This is a genomic window from Actinomycetospora chlora, assembly GCF_039542135.1.
Taxonomy (GTDB): Bacteria; Actinomycetota; Actinomycetes; order Mycobacteriales; family Pseudonocardiaceae; genus Actinomycetospora; species Actinomycetospora chlora.
Window position 1 is genome coordinate 96,739 of the sequence record NZ_BAABHO010000002.1, and the last position, 21,446, is coordinate 118,184.

A 21,446-nucleotide genomic window follows, 5' to 3' on the forward strand; every position below is an offset into this window, starting at 1 on the left:
ACTTGTCGGGCGCCAACGTCGCCATCCTCAGCGGCTGTGAGACGCCACCGGCCGAGTGGCGCCCGTGTGAAGCTGGCTCGTGTCGATCCCGCCGAGTCGTCCGCGATGTGAGACCTCCTCGCGGCGCGAGCCAAGAGCTGGGGGAGTCGACGATCTTTTCGTGGAGCAGGTCGTGGAGAACAGCGGTGTGAACCGACATGCCTGGAGTTGGTCGAGGAGGCCCACGCCGCAACGAAAGTTGCTGGTAGAGGCTGTGTGGGGCGACGACCGGGAATCTTTTCGATCCCTAGGTTGTGGGTTCGAGTCCGACGGGGCCCACCTCCGACCGCCGACGTGCCAGCGCAGGTCTGGCACGACCGGGATGTCGAGGCGCTCGGGAGGCGCTCCCGGACGACATACGTCGTCGAGCTCGACCGTTGCGCAGCGGGGGGCACGCGGCTATATCCCTCCCGTGGGGGATGGCAGGGTCCGCTGCCCGTGGCTGGTGGGGCGGGACACCGAGCTGGAACGCCTGCGGCAGGCAGCTGCGACGGCGCGAGGCGGTAGCGGGGTGGCGGTGGCGCTCGTCGGGCCGCCCGGTCTCGGGAAGTCCCGGCTGGTGGACGAGCTGCTCCGCGGCGAGCCGGGGGCCCTGGTCGGGCGGGCGGTCCCCGGCGTGGCGGGGGGCTACCGGCCGGTGGTCGAGGCGTTGGCCGGCGTCGATCGTGCGGCGCGGCCGTCCGGTCCTCACCGCGCCGTGGTGGACCGACTGCTGACCGGCGTGCAGGCACCCGACGCGTCGGCCGACCGTCCGTGGGTCGTCGCCGAGGCGATGGTGCGCTCGGTCGGTCGACGGATCGTGGTGCTGGAGGACCTGCACTGGTCCGACCCGGACACGCTCGCCGTCGTCGAGTACCTGGCGGACAACGTCGCCGCGACGCGGTGTCTGCTCCTGCTGACCGCGCGGGACGAGCCCGGCCCGGCCCTCGACGTGATCGACCGACTCGCGCGGCGCGGCGCGGTGGTCGTGATCCGCCTCGACGCCCTCGACGAGCCCGCGGTCGTCGAGATGGCGGCCGGTTGTCTCGGGCATCCACCGAGCGAGGAGATCCGGAGGTCGCTGGCGCGGGCGGAAGGCTCCCCGTTGCTGGTCGAGGAGCTCGTGGCGAGCGGCCCGGGCGTGCCGGAGACGCTCGTGGAGCTCACCACTGCGCGGGTGGCGGGGCTGTCGACGGAGGCACGGCGCTGCGTGTTCGCCGTGGCCGTCCTGGGCGAGGGATGCGACGACGTCGTCGTGGCCGGCACGGTCGGTCTGGGCGCTGACGCGGTCGGCGACGCCCTGCGTGAGGCCGTTGCGGGCGGCGTGCTCGACCTCGTGGGCGGGATCGGCTTCCGGCATGCCCTGCACCGCGAGGCCGTCCTGGCCTCACTGCTCCCGTCCGAGCGCACGGCGTGGTCCTCCCGGGCGTTGACCGCACTCGAAGAGGCTGATCCCGGTCTCGCCGGTCGCGATGGTCTCGCCGCCGACCTCGCCGAGGCTGCGGGCGACCGGCGCCGTGCGGCGGCGCTGCTGATCCGCGCGGGACGTGCCGACACCGACCGTGGGGCGCTGGCCACCGCGGAGGACACCCTGCGCCGAGCGACGGACCTGGCGGGCGGGGACGCCACCACCGCCGTGCTCGCCCACGAGGCACTGGCCGACGTCCTGGCGCTGGCGGGCAGGCCCGTCGATACGGCCACGACCACCGACCGCCTGCTCGCCCTCCTCCAGCAGACCGCGGCGTCCCCGCAGCGCATGGCCCGGGCGCAGCTGCGTCCCGCGCGCGCCTGGACGGCGGCCGCCGACTGGAGCGCGGCGCGTGCTGTCGTCGATGCGGCTCGGGAGCTGATGGCCACCGACCCGGGCGAACCCGCTGATCGGGCCGCGTCGGCCGAAGTGGACGTGGCCGAGGCCCAGATCGCGATCGCCACGGGCCGGATCGCGCTCGCCGCGGCCCGAGCGCGCCAAGCGATCACCACCACCGAGCACGCGGGGCCGTTCCCGGTGCTCTGTGAAGCCCTGGAGGTCCTGGGCCGGGTCACGCGCCTGCGCGACACCCGCGCTGCCGAGGAGCTCTTCGGTCGGGCGTATGCGGTCGCCGAGGCCCACGACCTGCCGGTGTGGCAGATGCGCGCGCTGCACGAACTCTCGACCATCGACACCCTGACGTCGCTGCGACTCGACCGCCTGGACGCGGCGCGCGCGCTCGCCGAGCGCATCGGTGCGGTGGCCACGACGAACGTCGTGTCTCTGCACCGTGCGGGCGTGCTGTTCATGCGCGGACGGTGCGAGGAGGCCATCGTCGAGGCCGAAGCCTGTGCGGCCGTCGCCGAGCGGGTCGGGCTCGCCACGTTGCCCGTCGCGTTGATCTTCGCGGCCGACGCCCGGGTCGCCCTGGGGCAGCGCGCGGCCGCCGCGGGGCTCGAGGCCCGGGCCGTCGCCTGGAGACCGGACCCGCTCGTCGAGGTCGCCGCGTGCGGCAATCGCGCTCTCCGAGCCCTGGTCATCGAGGACCGGGACCGCGCCCTGGGGCACCTACGCCGCGGCCTCGACCTGATCCGCGCCCACCCGACGGTCACCTCACCTCCCACCCTCGGGTTCGCGGCCGCGGTGCTCGCCCTCGTCGGCGAGGACCCGTTCGAGGACCTCGACACCGCCGCTCTGACCCGCTGGAACGCGGGACTCGTCGGGTTCGCGCGAGCGATCGCGTTGGGGCGAGGCGGTCACCCCGACGACGCGACCGCGGCGTTCGCCGAGGCCGACACCGTGCTCGCAGGCCCCCCGGAGATCCCGTTCCACCGACGGCTCGGCCGGCGGCTCGCGGCGGAAGCCGCTGTGGCCGACGGCTGGGGCAATCCGGCCGGCTGGCTGCGCGACGACGCAGTGTGGTTCGCCACGGCCGGTCACGACCGCATCGCCGCGGCCTGCCGCGGGCTGCTCGCGCGCGGCGGAGGGCGACCCGGCCGGCACACTCCGGGCCCGCCGATCCCCGACACCCTCCGGACCGCGGGCGTCACCGGCCGGGAGATGGAGGTCCTGCTGCTCGTGGCCGACGGCCTGTCGAACGCCACCATCGGCGAGCGGCTCTACCTCTCACCGCGCACCGTGGAGAAGCACGTCGAGCGCCTGCTCGCCAAGACCGGCACCGCCACGCGGCTCGAGCTCGTGGCCCGGGCCGCTCGCCGGGAGTGGTGACGCGCTACGTACGGGCCGACCCCCTCCCGTGAGGTCCGACTCGACCGCGACCGTGGGTGACCCACACGACCACCGGGGGAGCTCGACATGAGCGTCTACACGACGAGCACCGACACGGCCGACGAGCACTGGTTCCTCGGCACCCTGGCCACCATCCGGGCTTCGGCCACCGGTACCGGCAGAACCCTGTCGATCGTGGAGTTCCTGCACCCGGCGGGATTCGCGACACCGCCGCACGTCCACCACCGCGCCGACGAGGCGTTCTACGTCCTGGCCGGCTCGCTGGTCGGCTTCAGCGGCGACACCGAGTTCCGGGCCGACACCGGCGGCTTCGTGTGGTTGCCGCGCGGAGTCCCTCACGGCTACCGCGCCGACGGTGACGAGTTGCTCCGGACACTGGCGATCACCATGCCCGGCGGTATGGACGAGTTCGTCGCTGCGGTGAGCGAGCCCGCACGGGAGCGGGCCCTGCCAGCGGCACCGTTCCTTCCCGACCCCGCGGAGATGACCGCTGTCGCGACCCGCCACGACATCACACACCTCGGCCCGCCCGGAGCCATGATCCCCGGCGGGACAGGATGACCGGACCGTCCACACCACCCCGGAGCGGACTCATCGTCGAGTACCAGGGCCTGCGGCCCGGATCGTCGCCGCGTCCGGCCGGACGACGAGTCGCCGTGGGCGGCGAAGCACGCCGTTGGCCGAGGACATCTAGCGGGTGAGCCGGCCGGCGACTACCGGCTGCCCCGGACCGGTCAGCTCACCGACGGCGCAGGGCCGACCGGTGATCGCCATCAGCATCGCCTCGGCCGGGCCGCGAACCTCTGGCCCTGAGCCGTGGCTCCAGTCGAGATCGGACGCCACCAGGCGTACACCGCGAACGATGCGCCAGGTCGGAAGCTCCACACTGCGCAGGCTGGAGTTCAAAACCAGGCGCAGCCGTTCTGGCGGAATCTCTCGGGGCAGACCCAGCGGTCGCCGGATGTCCTGGTGGTGGACGGTGACATCGAGCAGGGCGAGGCGCCCGCCGAAGACCGCGGCCAGCCGCTGTGGCCGCAGGTGAGCTCGCAGCTCGTCGCGGAGCACATCGGTACCCAGCAGCGCGAGCTCGTCGACGCCGACCTGGTTGGTGTGGACGATGCGGCCGCGGACCGCGCTGCGCGCCATCACCATCAGACCGACGTCGAAGCTCATGACGTGGGCGACCACATCGCGGACGCGCCAGCCCTCGCACAGCGAAGGGGCCTCCCACTGCTCGGGCTCCAGCGTCTCCAGGAGGTCCGCCAGGTCGGTCCGCTCGGCCGTCGCCATCTCGAGAGCGTCCACGAGTCGAGGTTGCCCCCTCCGCCGAAGGTCGGGAAGCGGGCGCGATTCAGCGCATTCGCGCCTGCAGCCACGTGAACATCCGCGCCGCGGTGAGGCGGCGTCCGAGCGGCTCGCAGTGCCGGTTCGCTCCCTCGGCGCGGGTGAAGGCGACGACGTCGTGGGGTGCGGTGAGCAGGCCCGCGAGCTCGTCGGACTGGCCGGGCCAGAACTGCTCGTCCTCCGGCGAGGTGATCAGGAGCGGGGAGCGGATGCTCGCCGCCACGTCGCGCAGGGTGTAGGTCCGCACGGCGGTGAACAGCTCGTAGGGGTCGCTGATGCCGTAGGGGCGGGCGCGGAAGGCGAACTCGCGCGCCAGGGCCGGATCGTCGCCGGCCTGGGCCATGTAGCCGTTGAAGGTGTCCTTCTGGCCGCCGTCGAGAAGCGCCACCATCTCCGGGGGCAGGAAGCTCATCCAGCTCGTCGAGACGTCGACGACGCCGGGGTCGGCGACCGCGGCGACCAGGCGGTGCTCGAAGGCCAGGGCGCGGGGGAGCCAGTAGCCGGCCTGGCTGATGCCGTAGCCGGTCAGGGCCGAGGCGTCGACGTCCGGGCGCGCGACGATCGCGTCGACGACCGGCGTCAGCACGGCCTCCCAGTCGGGGCGGAACGGCACGCCGCGCTCGAAGAGCATCGACTGCTGACCCGGCCCGTCGTAGACCAGCGCGTTCCAGCCCCGGGCGAGCGCCTCGGCGGCGCCGCTCGCGATCAGGCCGGCGATCGGGCCGTCGCTGCCATTGGTCATGATGAACGTCGGCCGCGGCGTCCCGCTCGCGTCGGGCCGCAGCAGGTAGCCGGGCAGCGTCGTGTCCTCGTACGGGATGTCGACACGGACATGCCGACCCTGCGAGGCCTCGATCATCGCGTCCCAGCAGCGCCGTGACTCCCGGAACGTGGGCAGGAGCTCCGCCTCGGCCTGCTCCGGGGGCAGACCGTCGATCGCGACCATGGCCCTCGACCAGGCCGACGAGGCCGACAGGTGAGCCCACGCGGCCCCGGCCGGGTCACCCCTCCACGCCTCACCGAGCGCGGCGAGCTCGCGAGCACGGTCGCACCACGCGGTGAACCAGCTCTGGCGGTCGCCGTCGACGATCCGCGCCGCGGTGGCGAGCCACATCCCCGGGTCCCCCACGCCGTACGCGGTCCCGCCGAGGGCGTCGCGGAACTCGAAGTCGAAGTCCTTGTCGCTGAAGAACGGCTTCACGGCACTGTCGGTCACGACATCGGCGGTCACGACGCGATCGTCGCGGGCTCATGACGCTGAGGCGTCCCCCATCCGGAGGACAACGGGTCGCAGTGCGTGGCTCGCCGGATCGTCTCTGCCCCGGTCCGACCTCGGCGAGCCCTCGTCGATCTGCCGCCCTCGTTCAACGGCGGCGGCTGCGGGCGCCGGTCCGCGGCCCACGCGACAGGTACGTACGGGTCTGGCGTTTCCCGCCGAACACCAGCTCGGAGATGGCTCCGTAGACCTCCTCGGGTTCGGGCAGGAACGACAGCAGCTCGAGGCCCTGGACCTGCCCGGCGGACTCGATGTGCAGCGAGCCGTAGCCGAGCAGGCGGCCGAGCAGGGTGCGCTGGAACGTCAGGTCGGTGACCTTGGTCAGCGGCATCATGTCGACGTGGTGGGTCAGCAGCCCGCGCATGCGCATCACACGCTTGTCGGTGACCACCACCTTCTCCACCCACCACTCGCCGGTCTGGATGCTGGCCGTGAGCAGGACGGCCAGTGAGCCGTACCAGAGCACGTTGTCCAGCAGGGCGTTCCCGGGCAGGAGCGTCGCGCCGAGGGCGAGCAGGACGAAGAGGACGACCGCGAGCAGGACCTTGTGGACGATGGCCACGGGGTGCAGCCGGGCTCGGATGACGCGGCGCTCGGTGGGCAGGATGTACTCGTCCAGCACCTCGGACCTCCCGACCTCGGCGCTGCACAGTGGGCGCGCTGGAGGTCGAGGGCCACGGCCGATGGGCCCGTCGCGGTCGGACTTCTGGCACGGACGCCGTCGGTGACGTCGCTCGGCAGCCCGCGTGCCGTGGAGGTCACCGGACGTGCGAACGGGCCGGGCCACTCGGCACGAGTGGCCCGGCCCGTGCCGACGCCGTCCGGTCAGACGAGGCCGAGCGTCTCCATCGCCGTGCTCGCTCCGGTGCCGCTGCTGCCGGTGTCGCTGCTGCCGGTGTCGCTGCTGCCGGTGTCGCTGCTGCCGGTGTCGCCGGTGTCGGTGGAGCCCGCCTCGGTCCCCTCGGTGGAACCGGCGTCGGTCCCGTTGGTGGAGCCGGCGTTGGTCTCGTCGGTGGTGCCGGTGTCGGTGGTGCCGGTGTCGGTGGAGCCGGTGTCGGTCCCGTCGGTGGAGCCGGTGTCGGTCGGGCCCGCCTCGGTGGAGCCCGTGTCGGTCGAGCCACCTCCCGCACCGCCGGTGACCGGCGAGGTCACGGGCGCAGCGGCACCACCGAGGTCCAGGTCGAGCGAGTTGCCGCTCAGGTTGTCGTTCAGGATGTTGCTGCACGTCAGGTTCCCGACGTTGGCTCCACCCACCGGCAGCTGGCTGAGGACGTTGCCCGCGAGGGCGTCGCCGCTGATGCCGCCGTTGGCCTCGGCGTTGCCGCCGTTGACGTTGCACGAGCCGGAGGCCCCGTGCTCGTCGCCGTGGTGGGACTCGGTCGCGGAAGCCAACGGGGCAGCGGCGGCCAGGCCGGCGGCCACTCCGAGGGTCACGACACCGAACTTCTTCATCATCTGCACTCTCCGTTTCGGACGGCCAGAACACGGGACACGCCGAGTCCGTCCACCGGGACGGGCACGGACACGAAGAGACGCCCCCCCTCGCCACCACCGCGCCTCTCGAGCACGGTCCACGCAGCCGAGAAGTGATCAGCTGCGCTGCGGCTCCCGGGCCAACGAAGCCACCATCGGAAAGGTCACGAGCAGGTAACGCGCCACCCCGGCCGTCAGGGTCCGGAACAACGGACCGTCATCGAGATGCGGGGCGTCGACGGTCCGGCGTCACTCCGGAGTGCATCCGCACCGGCCTCGTCGTCGACGAGGAGCAACGTTTGAGGCGTGGGTAGCGCCTCTCGGCGTCGCTCGGCCGGGTGAAGTCGCGGTCCGAGGTCATCGCGTGACCAACTCCTCGCGTCGGCGCCGCCGGCGGCGGTCGATGTCGTCGGTCGCGCGGACCACCGTCACCTGAGCCACGGGTGCACCGCGGTGTGGCCCCCGAGCGGCGCGGGCATACCCGCCGCTCCCCGCGAGGGCAGCCGAACGCTCGTCCGGTCCCCGCAGTCCGAGCCCGAGGAGGACGACCACATGGCCGATACGACGGCAGCGCCCGGACCATCGATCTTCCGCCTGGTCTACCGCAGCAGCACGACCATGGAGCGCGACAACCGGCCCGCGGAGCTCGAAGAGATCTTCGAGTTGTCGCGCCGCAAGAACGGCGACCTCGGGCTCAGCGGCGCTCTCCTGGTCTGGGAGGACACGTTCGTCCAGGTGCTCGAGGGTGACGAGGCGACGGTGCGCGAGCTCTACGCGAGGATCGCCGCCGACCCTCGCCACGAGGACGTCGTCCTGCTCGACGCCGACACCGTCGACCACCGGGTGTTCGGGCGCTGGTCGATGGCGCACGTCTCCGACGCCGAGGGTGCCGACCTCCCGGCCGCCCGCGGCGACGAGGCCCCCGACGCACCCCACGCGGTCCCCCGGCTCGAGGACGAGCGCCAGGCGGTGGTCCTCGACCTCATGCGGGAGTACGCGAGCCCGGACGTCCAGCCGCTCGACTCCAGCGCCGACGGTGGGTGATCCACCGTGAGCCGTGAGTAGTTCTTTGGTTCCGAATTCTTCTTGGTTCACCTGATCGGCTCACCCATTCGGGCAACACTGCCACCTCGAGTAGCGATGCTGAGAGAGACAAGCAAGGCATTGCTGTATCGGGGGGAACACGTGAAGAAAGCTGTCGGGGACAGGAACACCAGCCGGGCCGCAGTGGCGGCGCGGGCCCGCAGGTCGGCCCGGGTCGCGGCGAAGCGTGCGGCCCGGGTGGCCGTGACGTCCCGGACGGCGCAGACCACCCTGGCGGCCGCCCTCGGCGCCGGCATCCTGCTCCAGGGCGGGCAGGCGACGACCGGGTCCCCGTCGGTCGAGATGGTCGTCCGCACGGTGGCGGTCACGGGTACGGAGGACGACCCCGCCGACGTCATCGACAACGATGCCGGCACGAGCGCCACCGACGCCGGCAGCAGCGACGCGAGTGACCCCGGACCGAGCGGTCCCGCCGAGGGCGAGGGCGCCGACGGTCGCGACGCGGGGAACGACGAGCACGGCGACTCCGGCGACACCACGCCCCCGCAGACGCCGACGGAGACGGAGCCCGGAGACGCCGAGGAGCCCACCGAGCTCACCGAGCCCGTTGCCCCGACCACGGACGCTGCGCAGCCGGTGGTCGGCGGGCCCACGGAGACCCCCGACGACACCGCCCGGGTCCCCGAACGCGACGCCACGACCCCGACGACCGCGAGCGCGACCCTCGGACAGGCCACGGCGAGCCCGTCGACCGCCGCCGGGCCGATCGCCCCGAGCGCACGGACCGCGCCCGTCACGCACGGCGCCACCCAGAACGTGCTGACCCGGATCGCGCTCGCGCTGGCCGGTCTGACGCCCCACGCCGCGCACGCCCCCTCGGGACCGGCCGTGCCGGCCGGCGCGCTCCTGATCGCACAGTGGGCGTTCTTCCGTCGCGGGGAGAACCCGCTGGTCAACCAGAGCCCCACTGCCAGCCCCACGCAGGCTCCGCCGACCAGCACCGGGGAGATCGTCGGCGACCTGCACGCCAGCGACCCGGACCGCGACCACCTGACCTACACCCTCACCACCCCGCCGCGGAACGGCGACGTCGACCTCCGGCCGGACGGCACCTACACCTACATCCCGAACGCGGCCACGGCCGCGTCCGGCGGTCAGGACTCGTTCGTCATCACCGTCCGGGACAACGACCCGGCCGCGCCCGGGCTGGGCGGGTTCACCGCCCTCGCCCGCCAGGTCCTCGCCCGCTCCCACCCGGCGCTGGCCCAGCGGCTCTTCGGCGCGCACACCATCGACGTCACCGTGGATGTCACCGTCACCGGCACGGGCGTCCCCCCGATCCCGGGCGACGTCACGGTGGGCACACCGGACGCGGCCACCGGCGTCGTCCGCGGAACCCTCCCGACCACCGGTCCGGACGGCGCGCCGATCACGTACACCGTCGCGACGCCGCCGCGCTTCGGGCGCGTGATGATCAGGCCCGACGGGACCTACGTCTACGTCCCCAGCGCCGCGGGACAGGCCTACGCCGCCGGGACCCCGGGTGCCGACGTCGACACCTTCACGGTGCGGGCCTCCTCGGGAGCGACGGCGAGGATCGCGGCGCGGGTGGCCCCGGGCGACGAGCTCACGGTGACGGTGCCCCTCGCCCCGGCCAGTCCGAGCACGCCCCCGACCGTCACCAGCAGCGTCGGGGTGGGCACCTACCCCGGCTCCACCGTGGCGAGCCCGGACGGCCGGTACGTCGCCGTGCCGAGCAACGACGACCGGACCGTGACCATCGCGGACACGACCGACGGGAGCCGGTCCGTGGTCGTCCTCGACGCCTACTTCAGCGAGGTGGTCTTCAGTCCGGACGGCGGCCGGGCCTACGTGCTCGACCAGAGCGGCCTGGTCACCGTCGCCGACGCCGCGACGGGCGCCGTCCTCGGCTCCGTGGACATCGGGGACTACGGCCAGGGGCTGCGGGTCGCGCCGGACGGGCGCCATCTCTACGTCACGGCCCGCGTGCTCGGGGGCGACCAGCCGGACACCCTGACGCTGACGGCCATCGACACCGCGGACCTCTCGGCCCTTCCCCTCGCCGAGGGCGGCTTCTTCAACGGCGTGGTCTTCAGCCCGGACGGACGTCGCGGGTACGCCGTCGACGGCGAGACGGGGTCGCTCGTCATCATCGACGCCGCAGCCGGCTCGGTGCTCGACACGTTCCCGGCCGGCTACGGCGCCTCGCAGGTCGTCTTCAGCGCCGACGGCACCAGGGCCTACGTCCCGAACGACGTCTCCGGGACGATCACCGTGATCCACACGGACGACGACACCATCGGGCCCGTCCTGGACGTGGGCGCGAACGCCGCGTTCACGTTCTTCTTCTCCCCACCCACCAGCCCGGACGGTCGTCAGATCTATCTCCTCGACTACGCGGGCGGCACGGTCCGGATCCTCGACACGGCGACCGACACCCTCGGCGACCCGATCGAGGTCGACCAGCCCACCGACGTCGTCCTCAGCCCCGACGGGAGCCGCGCCTACGTGCGGAGCGGCAACGAGGAGCTGGAGACCCTCACGGTGATCCGCACCGCGGACCGGAGCGTCGTGGTCCTCCCGACCGGACCGGTCGACCGCGAGGTGGTGTTCAGCCCGGACGGCAGCCGCGCCTACCTGGTGAGCTACGACGGGAGGGTGACCGTGGTCGACGTGGCGAACGACGCCGTGACCACCACCTTCGCCGTCGCCCCTCGGGCCTTCGACCTGGTCCTCACGCCGGACGGCTCGCGCGCCTACGTCGTCCACGTCAACGGCGAGCCCGGTACACCGGGCATCGTGACGGCCCTCGACACGGCGACCGGGGAGACGACGACGATCACCGTCGGCGACCGCCCCTACAGCCCGATCATCAGCCCCGACGGTCGTCGCGTCTACGTCACCAACTACCTGGGCGGCACGGTGTCGGTGATCGACACGGCGGACGACACCGTGGTCGCGACCGTCCCAGGCCTGTCGGAGGCGAGCCTGACCCCGGACGGGCGGTTCGTGTACACCGTCAGCTCCGTCGACGGGGTCGGCGGCATCACCTTCGTCAGCACCGCGGACGACCGCGTCACCGTCATCCCGGGGGGCGGAGGCGAGTACCTCTCCGACGCACGGCTCAGCCCTGACGGCCACAGCTTCTACCTGGTCTCGTTCGCCGAGGACGGCACGCTGTCGGTGATCTCCCTCGACGGGGAGGGGCCGTCGCCTGCGGACGACGCCGTCGCCGTCTGAGCCCCTGGCGGCTCGGGAAGTCGACGTCTCACTGGGTGTTCGCTGCGAGCGGCCATTGGGCTCAACGGGTGATCGAGTGAGCCGGACGCGGAGCGATCGGTGTGCCCAACGTAACGACTAGGCCATCCGACCCGAAAGACAAGGTAATACGCGGGCGCTCTCGGTGAGCCGATCGGGGGCGGGACACGGTGTCCCGGTCGGCGGCCGCGTCCGGGCGAGGGGGACCACCATGACCGCAGGCCGTCGGACCGCGCGCGCGACGCGTTCGTACCGCACCCGCCGGTGGGGCGCCGGCGCGGTGGCCGTCGCCGCGTCGGCCGTGCTGTTCGCGGGTGCGGCTCCGAGCGCCGTCGCGGCGCCCGACGGGCCGTTGCCCACGTTGCCGGCGTGGGCGTTGACGGCGTCCGCACCTGGTCCGGGTGCGGGGTCGGTGCTGCCGACCGGGGTGGCGGTGGACCCGGCGACCGGCACGGTGTTCCAGGTCGACCCGTGCGGCAACCGGGTGCTGGTGTTCGCCCCGCGCCCCGGCGGGGGCCACACGCAGATCGCGACCGTCGCCACCGGTGCCGGCCCGGTGTCGGTGACGTTCGACCCGCGCACCGGCAACGTCTACAGCGCCGACCAGCTCGGCCGCTCGGTCACCACCATCGCCCGCACCGACGACGGCTGGGCCGCGACCCACACCCTCCCGCTGCGGTTCGCGCCGGAGACGGTCGCGGTCGACGCCGAGGGCACCGTGCACGCCACCGCGGCGCCGTCCCGCGTCGAGGCCCTCTGCGGGGAGGCCGACGGGGAGCAGGAGGGGCGGCCGTCGTCGGAGGCCTCGGGGTGGGCGGGCCCGTCCGTCGTCCCCGCGGGGACGTCGGGCAGTGGGCACGCCGGTGAGGCGGACCCGGGGCATCCGGCGCCCGGAGGTCCGCACCAGCCGGGCCACCCGACCGACCCGACGGACCCGGTCGACCCGGTCGATCCGACCGACCCGACCGACCCGACGGACCCGACGGACCCGACGGACCCGACGGACCCGACGGACCCGACCGACCCGACCGACCCGACCGACCCGACCGGCCCGACCGAGCAGGAGCGGCTCGAGGCGTTCACCGCCGAGATCAGGAACGCCGGCTTCGACGAGCGGTCGGCGTCGTTTGACCCGGACGACTACGTCATCACCTACGGCGACGGCTTCATGCGCGCCAAGGACGCCTCGGGCGAGAACATCGAGTTCTGTTCCGGGACGTGCATCGACGTCGCGGTCGGGGCGGAGGGCGTCGGCAGCGGGAACGGGGAGGACGGCGGGATCGGCTACTGCATCGGCACCTGCACCAACGTGGCCACCGGTGGGAGGGGTGGCTCCGGCACTCCGGGCCTCGATGTGTACGGATACGGGACGGCCGTGACCGGAGGCCGTGGCGGCAACGGCGGCTACGGCTACTGCTCCGGCGAGTGCACCAACATCGCCAACGGAGGCGCCGGAGGCGACGTCGCCCTCGTCGGGGTGAACGGCACCGCTGCGGACTTCTTCGACCGCCACGCACGACCGGCTACCGCGAGCGGCGGGGCCGGCGGCAACGGCGGACAGGGCACGTGTTCCGGGACCTGCACCAACGTCGGCAATGGTGGCGACGGCGGCACCGCCACGGCGACGGGCGGCAACGGAGTCGCCGTCGACGGATACGACCAGGACGGCAATCTCCTGGGCACCTGGGGCGGAGACGGCGGATCCGCTCGCGCGGTGGGCGGCGCTGCCGGTGCCGCCGGTACTGCTTCCTGTGCGGACCCGGCCTGCTCCCCGTCCGCCGGCACCGTCGGTCACGCGGCGGCCACCGGCGGCGTCGGCGCCGACGGCACGCGTCAGGGAGGGGACGGCGGAACGGGAGAGGCCGTCGGCAGCAACCCGATCGCTCGCGGAGGTGCGGCCGGCGACGGCCTGTACAGCGCCGGCCAGTGGTTCGGGGCTCCGGGCGGTCGGGGCGGCTACGCCTACGCCACCGGGGACAACGGTGTCGCTGTCGGCGGCCGAGGCGGCCGCGGCGCCGACGTCATCGGCACCGACTCGCCGAACTCGTCGATGTACGTCACGGCGGGTTCCGCCGGGTGGGGCGGCGGCGCGTCGGTCACCGGCTCCCACTCCTCGGCGATCGGTGGTCCCGGCGCCGACGGCGGCAACGCGGTCAACACCGCTGGCGGCGCCTACGGCGGCAGCGGCAGCAGCGGGGGCACGGCCTACGTGTTCGGCGCCGGCTCGGTCGGGAGCACCCTGCAGACAGGTGACGGCGGCCGTGGCGGCGACGCGACCGCGCCCACCACGGCGAGGGCCGGGAATGGCGGAGCCGGCGGCTCGGGACAGACCTTCGACGGCGCCGTGGCCGCGGCCGTCGGTGGTCACGGCGGTGACGGAGGCGATGCGCGGACCGACCAGCCCAGCACGAGCCCCGAGCAGGGCGCGGTCGGCGGCGACGGGGGGTACGGCGGAAGCACGCACACCGCGGGTGACGAGTTCCGTCCCGGCGACGGTGGTGACGGTGGTGACGCGACCAGCCCGCCGCCCGGGGACGACGGCCGGGAACCCGAAGCCGGTCGCGGTGGACCGGGCGGTACCAACGAGTTCAACGACTCCGGCCTGACCGGCTCGGCCGGCAACGACGGCACCTCGGGCTACACGACCGACAGCTCGGGGGACTCCACCGCGACCGACGAGTGAGACCACCGACCCGTGCCGGAGGTCATCGTCGTGCCGGGTCGCCGCGGGTCTCGAGCGCCTGACGGCGCGTCCCGTCCGCGAGCCACCAGCGGTGGGCGCAGGGCTTCCGCGCCTCCTGCCGCAGGCTCCAGACGGTGCTGCGGCAGATGAGCTCCTTGACCACGGCACCGGTGCGGCCGGCGAGGTGGAAGCGGGCGGCGGTGTCGTCGCGGTGCGCCGACTGGAAGACCCCGTCGCGTCGGCCGAGACTGAGGCACTGGGCGACGAAGCCGACCCGGACCGGCGCGGGGGCGCGGCCCTCGAGGCGGGCGAGGACGGTCTCGGCGGCCTGGGGGCCGAGCTGCGTCGCGGCCTGGCAGCTCATCCGGTACGGCAGGTCCGACGGCGCGGCCGCGTCCCCGGCCGCGACGATGCGGGCGTCGTCGACGCTGGTGAGGGTCTCGTCGGTGAGCAGGCGGCCGGCCGCGTCGGTGGTGAGTCCGCAGCGGCGGGCCAGGTCGGGGACGCCGAAGCCTGCGGTCCAGATCGTGACGGTGCTCGGCAGCTCGCAGCCGTCGGCAGGACCGACCGATCGCCGCGTCACGGTGGTCACCACGGACCCCGGCCCGTCGAGGACGCTGACGCCGAGGCGGGCCAGCCGTCGGGCGGTCGCGCGACGCGCCGCCGGGTGGAGGTAGGGCCCGAGCTCCCCGCCACAGACCAGCGTGACGCCCCGGCGTCACGCCAGTTCGGCGGCGACCTCGATGCCCGTCGGGCCGGCACCGACGACGGTGAGCGGACCCGAGGGCGGGGCCGCGTCGAGGACCGGGCGCAGCCGCTCGACCTGGTCGAGCTCGGCCAGCGGGTACGCGTGCTCGGCCGCGCCGGGGGCGGTGGGCGCCGCGCTGCCGCTCCCGACGGCGTAGACGAGGTGGTCGTAGCGGACGGTGGCGCCGGATGCGAGGGTGAGCCGCCGATCCGCGCGGTCGATGGCGGTGACGGTGTCGACGGTGAGCCGCACGGGGCGGGCGAGCAGCGTGCGGAAGTCCACGGCGGCGTCGTGGGAGCCGGTCAGGTGCTGGTGCCGCCGGATCCGCTCCACGAACCGCGGCCGCGGGTTGATCAACGTGACGACGGCGTCGGCCCGGCCGGTGAGGCGGTTCGCCGCCATCACGCCGGCGTAGCCACCACCGATGACGACGATCTCGGTCTTCTCGGTCATGTCGCTCCTGGGTTCGAGGCGGTCTGCGGGAGGGACGCCGCAGCCGGCGCGGGCTGTGACACGGGCCGGTGCGCCGGCCTCAGACGAGGAACGCGACGGTCGTCACGGCGACGCAGATCGCCAGCATCCCCGTGGCGTTGAGGAAGAGGTTGCGCCCGAAGTCACGTACACGGACGTGCGCGCCGACGGCCCGCAGGAAGTAGAGGACGAGGCCGGCGCCGGCCGCCGCCCCGACGTAGGGCACCCAGATGCCCGCGACCAGCCCGGCCGCCGCGGCGAACTTGGCCGTCGGCGCGAGCCACCACAGCCGGCGGGGAAAGGCGACGTCGTCGGAGCACTGCGCGATCGGCCGGATCGGCTCCCGACACAGCAGCCCGTCGACGACCTGGATGACCGCCAGCACGACCACGGGCCAGACCGGGTCGGCGACGGGGGTCACGACGGCACCGCCCGCGCGGCGTCAGAACCGGTAGCGGAGGACACGGTTCCCCTCTCGCGAGACGCGGGTGCTGCGGGCGCAGAGCAGGGTGAACGCGCGCAGCAGCGGGGGATAGCGCGCGATCTCGGGCGACCGGGCCAGGAGCAGTTCCTCGACCAGCGTCAGGCCGGCGTCCCAGCGCTCGGGCTCGTGCGGGTCGAGGAAGCCGGTCGAGGCCGCGGTGAGGCCGATCGCCCGGAAGGCGGCGGTGTACCGGCTGGCCCACATCGCGAACGGGCTGTACGCGTTCGTGGCGAACTCGCCGCCCGCGAGGTGGCCGGTCAGGCCGCGGAGCAGTCCGTGGAGATCGTCGTCGCGCAGGAAGGCCACGAGGCCGTCCGCGACGAGCATCGTGGGCCGGTCCGCGGGCAGGACCTCGAACCATCCGCGGTCGGTGAGGTCGGCACCGACGGCGTGCGAGACGCCGGGCAGGTAGCGGTCGCGCAGGGCGGTGACCACCGGGAAGTCGACGTCGTACCAGTCGACGCCGGGGGGCGGGGCGCACCGCAGGACGCGGGTGTCGAGCCCGCAGCCGAGGTCGACGACGACGGCGTCGGGCCGGCGGGCCGTGAAGCGCCGGACGAGGTCGTCGAGCACCTTCGTGCGGGTCGCGAGGTCGAGCACGACGCTGCGCTGCGTGCGTTGCGGGGAGAAGTCGTGGTCGAGCGCGTCGGCGAGATCGGCCGACGCCGTGTCGCCGAGGATAGGGTCGGCGGACCGGGCGTCGAGCGCCCGCAGGTGCAGGGTGAGGAACAGCGACTCCTGGACCGGGGTCAGCCCGTCGGGCTCACGGGACCGCATCGGCGCTCCCGGCGGCCGCGACGAGCCGCCGCTCCGCGCGCTCGAGCACGCCGGGGACCAGCATCCGGTGCATGGCCGACAGCGGCGGCCAGACCAGCGACGCCGGAGGCCGCCGGTAGTGCAGCAGGGTGGTCAGCGACGCCTCGCCTCGTGGGCTCCGCACGACGAGGTTCCCGCCGAACAGCGGCCCCGCGGCCGCGAGGCGGACCCAGCCCTCACCTCGGCCGGTGATGCGCCAGCCCGCGACGGTCGCCGGCGACCGTCCCGTCGCGAGCTCGAGACCGAGCAGGACGCTCCAGATGACGCGTTCGCCGAGATCGGGCTCGTCGCCGAACATCGCCCGCGCCCACCGCTCCGGGTCGGCGTCGATGGTGGTGGGCACCGCGAAATGGTCGACGTAGTCGATGCGCGGCAGGTCGGTCAGGCCCAGGGCCGACGCCGGCACGGCGTCGACGCCCTGGCTGGCGGCGATGGCGGGACGTGTCATCGGGGACTCCTTTTATTCGCGACCGTATAGAAGGTAGCGCTGGTATACGGTGGCGTACAAGAGCTCGGGCGGAGGTGGGTGTGGCGACGGCACGGACACCGCGTCGGGCCTGGGTGGAGGCCGGACTGCAGGCGCTCGGGGTCGGCGGCCCCGACGCCGTGCGGGTGGAGTCGCTGGCGCGGACCCTCGGCGTCACCAAGGGCGGCTTCTACGGCTTCTTCGCCGACCGGGCCGCGCTCCTGACCGAGGTCCTCGACCTCTGGGAGCAGCGCACGATCGCCGACACCCTCGAGCAGGTCGAGTGCGAGGGCGGCGACGCGGTGACCCGCAGCCGGCGGGCCGCCGAGCTCACCTTCGCGCCCGAGCTGCTCCCGGTCGACCTCGCGGTGCGCGACTGGGCCCGGCGCGAGCCGGCGGTGGCCGAGCGCCTGCAGCGGGTGGACGACCAGCGCATGGAGTACCTGCGCTCCCAGTTCCGCGAGCGCTTCCCCGACCCCGACGAGCTGGAGGCGCGCTGCCTCCTGGCGTTCTCGGCGGCCATCGCCGCCGGCCTGATCGCCGTGGAGCACCCGCGCGGCTCGCGGGCCGAGGTCCTCGGGCGGGCGACGCGGCTGCTCTTCGCCGGCCCGTCGCCGGAGCGGGAGCTCAGGTCTCCCGACGGGGGACGAGCATGAGCGGGTTGGCGGCGGCCAGGACGTCGAGCAGGTCGTGGTCGACCAGCCGGTTGGGCAGGAGCAGTACCCCGGTGGCGGTCTCGAGGAGGAAGACCGGGGGACGTCGCCGGCCGTTGCGGGCGACGTGGGTCCGCGCCCGGACGACCCACACGTCGGTGACCGGCATGGTGCGGGTCGCCGCGGGTGCGGACACGACGAGGGTCCCGTCACGGGCGAGGTCGACCGACGTCGCCAGGAACGCCCACCGCAGCGTGATCAACGGGTAGATGCCCCAGGCGCCGCCGAGGGCGACGAGGCCGAACGCCGTGATGACTGCCTCGCCCGGCACGGTCAGGACCAGGCCCACGGGCACCGCGATGCACCACGCGGCAATGGCGAGGAAGAGCGCCACGAAGGTCGGGGTCCACCAGCCCGGCGTCGTCCACCGGCCCGACCGGGGCGTTCCGCGCCGTGCGGGACCCCGCCGCTCGGGCGGGCCCCAGCCTTCTCCCGAGCGCGTGGAGGCCCGGCGCGCCAGGGTGCTGCGCACGGGTGCCGCCCGGACGGCGCCGGGCGGGCGGGGCCGGTCGTCGGCACGGTCCTCGGGCGGGGGGTCGGGCTCGTCGTCGGCCGATGGTCGGAGGGGGTGGGCCACCGCCACCGCTGCCGTGACCTCCAGCCCGGGGCGCACCGCGGTGAGGGCCTCGATCAGCTCGGGGCGCAGCATCCCGCCGGCGAGCCGTACGGTCGTGTCGCCGGTGACGAGCTCGTCGGCGACCAGGCGCACGCGCTGCAGCCGGCGCAGGGTCGTGACGTGGGTCGTCACCGACCGCAGGGGCGCCGCGAGCAGGACGCTGCCGTCGTCGAACAGCGTGATCGCGGTGACGAGACGGAGGGCCCGCACGGCGGCGGCGGCCACGACGACGCCGCCGAGGACGGCCGTCCCCAGGAGGACCAGGTCGTCGGGCCAGGCGCCCCGGGGGACGTCGAACTCCTCCGGCGGGTGGAAGGGCGCGAGCACGGCGACGAGCACGACGTACGCGGCGAGGAGCAGCAGGGTCGCCCGCGTGCGCAGGACGCTCTCCCGGCCGGCGCGCCACCGACGTCCGCCCGTCCCGAGGACCTCCACGCCCACCCCCCGTGTCGCCGCCCGACGGGCGACGGCCCCGCGATCATGCCCCACGCCCGCGACGGCGCGGGAGCTCACCGCGCGAGGGTGGGTGCGCGCCGCGACCACCGCCGCTGATCGATCTCCTCGACGACGAACCGCGCGAGATCGGCCCGCGTGATCGTGCGACCCCGCGCGGGGGTCGCCCCGTCGAGCACGCGGTACGTGCCGACGGGCTCCCGGTCGAGGAGCAGGACGGGCCGGACGAAGGTCCAGTCGACGTCTCCGTCCCGCACGATCTGCTCCAGAAGGCGCATGTCGCCGTAGAGCTCGCGGAGCAGGGGCCGCACCAGCACGCGGTACCAGAGCGCGAGCTCGGGGTCGTCGTCGCGCACGCCGGCCGAGGTGATGCCGATGAACCGGTCGACCCCGCCACGGCGCATCGCGGCCAGGGTGGCCCGCGCGCCCTCGGAGTAGAGCCGGTCCGCCCGCCGGCCCGGCGGGCCGGCCGCGAACACCACGACGTCCTGGCCCTGCACGGCCGGCACGAGGGAGTCCTCGTCGCGGACGTCGACGCGCGCGACGGTCAGGACGCCCGGAGTGGTCGTGTCGCCGACGCCCAGCGCGCGGAACTTCTCGGGATCGCGCACCGCGGCGGTGACACGGTGCCCGGCCCGCAGGGCCGCCTCGACGACCTCGCGGCCGCTGCCGCCGCCCGCCCCGAGGACGAGGACGTTGCTGCTGCTCATCGTGCACCTCTCCGGCGGCGACATCAGTCAACTGATAATGTACGCCCATGACGGCGGAGGCGCTGACCGCGCAGAACCTCGTGCAGACCGCCCACGTCGTCGGGCTGCGGTTCGCCGAGCTGTTCGCCGCGATGGACCTCACGCCCACGCAGTTCGCCGTCCTCCTCGAGCTCGAGCGTCTCGACGAGGACGGCGGGACCCTGACGCAGGCCGAGCTGGCCCGCCGGGTCCTGGTGCGCCCGCAGAGCCTCGGTGTGCTCCTCGGTTCCCTGCTCGAGCAGGGTCTCGTCGCCCGCGGCGGCCCGGGCGGGCGGGGGCGGCGCGTCGGGATCGTCCTCACCGATCGGGGACGTGAGGTGCTGGCACGGGCGTGGCCCCCGGTGCGCGCGTTCAACAGGCCGGCCGCGCTGGGGCTCACACCGGCCCAGGCCGCGATGCTCGACGAGCTCCTCGACCACGTGCGCGGCGCGCTGACAGTCGACTGATCCCGCCGCTGCACCGTCGCGCCGCGACCGATTCCTTCCGGCCCCGGCGGTGGTCTCCACGTCACCGGTGCTCCTCGCCCAGGGGCGGCACCCGGGCCACCCGAGGAGAGTGAGCCGTGAGCGTCCCGCCCACCATGCGTGCCCTGCGACAGACGTCCCACCACGGGCCGGACGACCTGCACCTGGTCACCGAAGCGCCGGTGCCCCGCCCCGGGCCCGGCGAGGTGCTGATCCGGGTGGCGGCCGCGGGCGTGAACGTCGTCGACCTCCAGCAGGCACGCGGGACCTTCGCGCACGGCCCGCAGCCGCCCTACGTGGCCGGGATCGAGGGCGCCGGTGAGGTCGTGGCCGCCGGCGACGGCGTCGTCGAGCCGCCCCTGGGCGCCCACGTCGTCGGGGTCGGCATCGGGGGCGGCGCCTTCGCCGAGTACATGGTGCTGCCGGCCGCCGGGGCGCTCCCCGTCCCGGCCGGGTGGACCGACGCCCAGGCCCTGGGACTGGTCGTCAACTGGCCGACCGCGGTCGCGGCGCTCGAGACCCTGGGGCACGTGCGTGCCGGGCAGACCGTCCTGGTCCACGCCGCGGCGGGCGCGACCGGCCAGGCCGCGGTGACCCTGGCCGAGCACCACGGCGCCACGGTGATCGCCGCGGCCGCGCGCGCCAAGCACGACGTCGTCCGGGCCCTCGGCGCCGACCACGTCGTCGACTCCCACGCCGCGGACCTCGCCGACCAGGTGCTGCGGCTGGCCGGCGACGGGGTCGACCTCGTGCTGGAGTCGGTCGGGGGCACCCTCGAGGCCAGCCTGGCGGCGACCCGTCGCGTCACCGGGCGGGTGGTCGTGGTCGGCGTGGTGGGCGGGGACGCGTCGATCAGCGCGTGGGAGCTGGTCTACCGCCACCAGGTCCAGGTCGTCGGCCTCAACCTCGGCGTCCTCGCGCAGGCCGCGCCGCCGCTCTTCGGCGAGGTGGTGGGGCGGGTGCTCGGGCTCGTGCGGGCCGGGGTCGTCCGGCCCGGCGCGCCCGGCGTCCACGCGCTGGCCGACGGCCGCAAGGCGCTCACGGAGCTGGAGGCCAGGGCCACCGTCGGGAAGCTGGCGCTCGTGCCGTGACCGTCGCGTCGTCCCGCGGGCCCGGCCCTATCCTCCCGGGG

19 protein-coding genes are annotated in these 21,446 nt (G+C 74.3%); 8 read left to right on the plus strand and 11 right to left on the minus strand.

Annotation, left to right across the window (positions count from 1 at the left end; all coding sequences use genetic code 11):
- Positions 1–361 precede the first annotated feature (361 nt).
- Together ABD994_RS01545 and ABD994_RS01550 are read left to right on the plus strand one after the other, a co-directional pair.
- Complete coding sequence (locus ABD994_RS01545; protein WP_345410574.1) at positions 362–3,214, plus strand: helix-turn-helix transcriptional regulator; 2,853 nt, start codon at positions 362–364, stop codon at positions 3,212–3,214.
- Positions 3,215–3,301: 87 nt separating this feature from the next.
- Positions 3,302–3,796 (plus strand): cupin domain-containing protein, encoded by a 495-nt coding sequence (locus ABD994_RS01550; protein ID WP_345410575.1) that lies wholly within the window; start codon positions 3,302–3,304, stop codon positions 3,794–3,796.
- A 129-nt stretch (positions 3,797–3,925) separates the two neighbouring features.
- On the opposite strand, the gene ABD994_RS01555 is transcribed toward ABD994_RS01550, so the two are convergent.
- The 4 genes from ABD994_RS01555 to ABD994_RS01570 form a co-directional block, all read right to left on the minus strand.
- Positions 3,926–4,540 (minus strand): maleylpyruvate isomerase family mycothiol-dependent enzyme, encoded by a 615-nt coding sequence (locus tag ABD994_RS01555; protein WP_345410576.1) that lies wholly within the window; start codon positions 4,538–4,540, stop codon positions 3,926–3,928.
- A 46-nt stretch (positions 4,541–4,586) separates the two neighbouring features.
- On the minus strand, positions 4,587–5,810 hold the full coding sequence (locus ABD994_RS01560; protein ID WP_345410577.1) for an alpha/beta hydrolase family protein: 1,224 nt from the start codon (positions 5,808–5,810) through the stop codon (positions 4,587–4,589).
- 133 nt (positions 5,811–5,943) lie between these two features.
- Positions 5,944–6,477, minus strand: coding sequence for a PH domain-containing protein (locus ABD994_RS01565; RefSeq protein WP_345410578.1), 534 nt, complete (start codon positions 6,475–6,477; stop codon positions 5,944–5,946).
- 203 nt (positions 6,478–6,680) lie between these two features.
- Positions 6,681–7,310 (minus strand): hypothetical protein, encoded by a 630-nt coding sequence (locus ABD994_RS01570; RefSeq protein ID WP_345410579.1) that lies wholly within the window; start codon positions 7,308–7,310, stop codon positions 6,681–6,683.
- A 570-nt stretch (positions 7,311–7,880) separates the two neighbouring features.
- Between ABD994_RS01570 and ABD994_RS01575 the strand changes: the two genes are divergently transcribed.
- The 3 genes from ABD994_RS01575 (at position 7,881) to ABD994_RS01585 (ending at position 14,334) form a co-directional block, all read left to right on the plus strand.
- Positions 7,881–8,372, plus strand: coding sequence for a BLUF domain-containing protein (locus tag ABD994_RS01575; protein WP_345410580.1), 492 nt, complete (start codon positions 7,881–7,883; stop codon positions 8,370–8,372).
- A 243-nt stretch (positions 8,373–8,615) separates the two neighbouring features.
- Entirely contained in the window at positions 8,616–11,633 is a 3,018-nt protein-coding gene (locus ABD994_RS01580; RefSeq protein WP_345410581.1) for an Ig-like domain-containing protein, read from the plus strand.
- Between the two features lie 229 nt (positions 11,634–11,862).
- Positions 11,863–14,334: an NHL repeat-containing protein gene (locus ABD994_RS01585; protein WP_345410582.1), complete on the plus strand. Its 2,472-nt coding sequence runs from the start codon at positions 11,863–11,865 to the stop codon at positions 14,332–14,334.
- Between the two features lie 22 nt (positions 14,335–14,356).
- Here ABD994_RS01585 and ABD994_RS01590 read toward each other — a convergent pair whose 3' ends face one another.
- From ABD994_RS01590 to ABD994_RS01610, 5 genes are all read right to left on the minus strand, one after another.
- On the minus strand, positions 14,357–14,917 hold the full coding sequence (locus tag ABD994_RS01590; RefSeq protein ID WP_345410583.1) for an NAD(P)/FAD-dependent oxidoreductase: 561 nt from the start codon (positions 14,915–14,917) through the stop codon (positions 14,357–14,359).
- Positions 14,918–15,052: 135 nt separating this feature from the next.
- Complete coding sequence (locus ABD994_RS01595; RefSeq protein WP_345410584.1) at positions 15,053–15,535, minus strand: FAD-dependent oxidoreductase; 483 nt, start codon at positions 15,533–15,535, stop codon at positions 15,053–15,055.
- A gap of 79 nt (positions 15,536–15,614) precedes the next feature.
- On the minus strand, positions 15,615–15,974 hold the full coding sequence (locus ABD994_RS01600; protein ID WP_345410585.1) for a DoxX family protein: 360 nt from the start codon (positions 15,972–15,974) through the stop codon (positions 15,615–15,617).
- 21 nt (positions 15,975–15,995) lie between these two features.
- Positions 15,996–16,814, minus strand: a complete 819-nt coding sequence (locus tag ABD994_RS01605) for a class I SAM-dependent methyltransferase (protein ID WP_345410586.1) — start codon at positions 16,812–16,814, stop codon at positions 15,996–15,998.
- Positions 16,801–17,301 carry a hypothetical protein gene (locus tag ABD994_RS01610; RefSeq protein ID WP_345410587.1) on the minus strand — a complete coding sequence of 167 codons (501 nt, stop codon included), beginning with the start codon at positions 17,299–17,301 and terminating at the stop codon, positions 16,801–16,803. Before ABD994_RS01610 ends, ABD994_RS01605 begins: the two co-directional genes overlap by 14 nt.
- Before the next feature lie 80 nt (positions 17,302–17,381).
- On the opposite strand from ABD994_RS01610, the gene ABD994_RS01615 reads away from it, so the two are divergent.
- Positions 17,382–17,975, plus strand: coding sequence for a TetR/AcrR family transcriptional regulator (locus ABD994_RS01615; RefSeq protein WP_345410588.1), 594 nt, complete (start codon positions 17,382–17,384; stop codon positions 17,973–17,975).
- On the opposite strand, the gene ABD994_RS01620 is transcribed toward ABD994_RS01615, so the two are convergent.
- Positions 17,947–19,161, minus strand: coding sequence for a serine/threonine-protein kinase (locus tag ABD994_RS01620; RefSeq protein ID WP_345410589.1), 1,215 nt, complete (start codon positions 19,159–19,161; stop codon positions 17,947–17,949). The two genes, ABD994_RS01615 and ABD994_RS01620, sit on opposite strands and share 29 nt — an antisense overlap.
- Positions 19,158–19,811, minus strand: coding sequence for an NAD(P)-dependent oxidoreductase (locus ABD994_RS01625; RefSeq protein WP_345410590.1), 654 nt, complete (start codon positions 19,809–19,811; stop codon positions 19,158–19,160). Before ABD994_RS01625 ends, ABD994_RS01620 begins: the two co-directional genes overlap by 4 nt.
- A gap of 47 nt (positions 19,812–19,858) precedes the next feature.
- On the opposite strand from ABD994_RS01625, the gene ABD994_RS01630 reads away from it, so the two are divergent.
- On the plus strand, positions 19,859–20,296 hold the full coding sequence (locus tag ABD994_RS01630; protein WP_345410592.1) for a MarR family winged helix-turn-helix transcriptional regulator: 438 nt from the start codon (positions 19,859–19,861) through the stop codon (positions 20,294–20,296).
- 116 nt (positions 20,297–20,412) lie between these two features.
- Complete coding sequence (locus tag ABD994_RS01635; protein ID WP_345410593.1) at positions 20,413–21,405, plus strand: zinc-binding dehydrogenase; 993 nt, start codon at positions 20,413–20,415, stop codon at positions 21,403–21,405.
- The last annotated feature ends 41 nt before the right edge of the window (positions 21,406–21,446 follow it).

Coding starts and splice junctions, on each gene's coding strand:
- ABD994_RS01545 (WP_345410574.1), top strand. CDS start 362: ATGTCGAGGCGCTCGGGAGGCGCTCCCGGACGACATACGTCGTCGAGC.
- ABD994_RS01550 (WP_345410575.1), top strand. CDS start 3,302: ATGAGCGTCTACACGACGAGCACCGACACGGCCGACGAGCACTGGTTC.
- ABD994_RS01570 (WP_345410579.1), bottom strand. CDS start 7,310: ATGATGAAGAAGTTCGGTGTCGTGACCCTCGGAGTGGCCGCCGGCCTG.
- ABD994_RS01575 (WP_345410580.1), top strand. CDS start 7,881: ATGGCCGATACGACGGCAGCGCCCGGACCATCGATCTTCCGCCTGGTC.
- ABD994_RS01585 (WP_345410582.1), top strand. CDS start 11,863: ATGACCGCAGGCCGTCGGACCGCGCGCGCGACGCGTTCGTACCGCACC.
- ABD994_RS01595 (WP_345410584.1), bottom strand. CDS start 15,535: ATGACCGAGAAGACCGAGATCGTCGTCATCGGTGGTGGCTACGCCGGC.
- ABD994_RS01605 (WP_345410586.1), bottom strand. CDS start 16,814: ATGCGGTCCCGTGAGCCCGACGGGCTGACCCCGGTCCAGGAGTCGCTG.
- ABD994_RS01610 (WP_345410587.1), bottom strand. CDS start 17,301: ATGACACGTCCCGCCATCGCCGCCAGCCAGGGCGTCGACGCCGTGCCG.
- ABD994_RS01625 (WP_345410590.1), bottom strand. CDS start 19,811: ATGAGCAGCAGCAACGTCCTCGTCCTCGGGGCGGGCGGCGGCAGCGGC.
- ABD994_RS01630 (WP_345410592.1), top strand. CDS start 19,859: ATGACGGCGGAGGCGCTGACCGCGCAGAACCTCGTGCAGACCGCCCAC.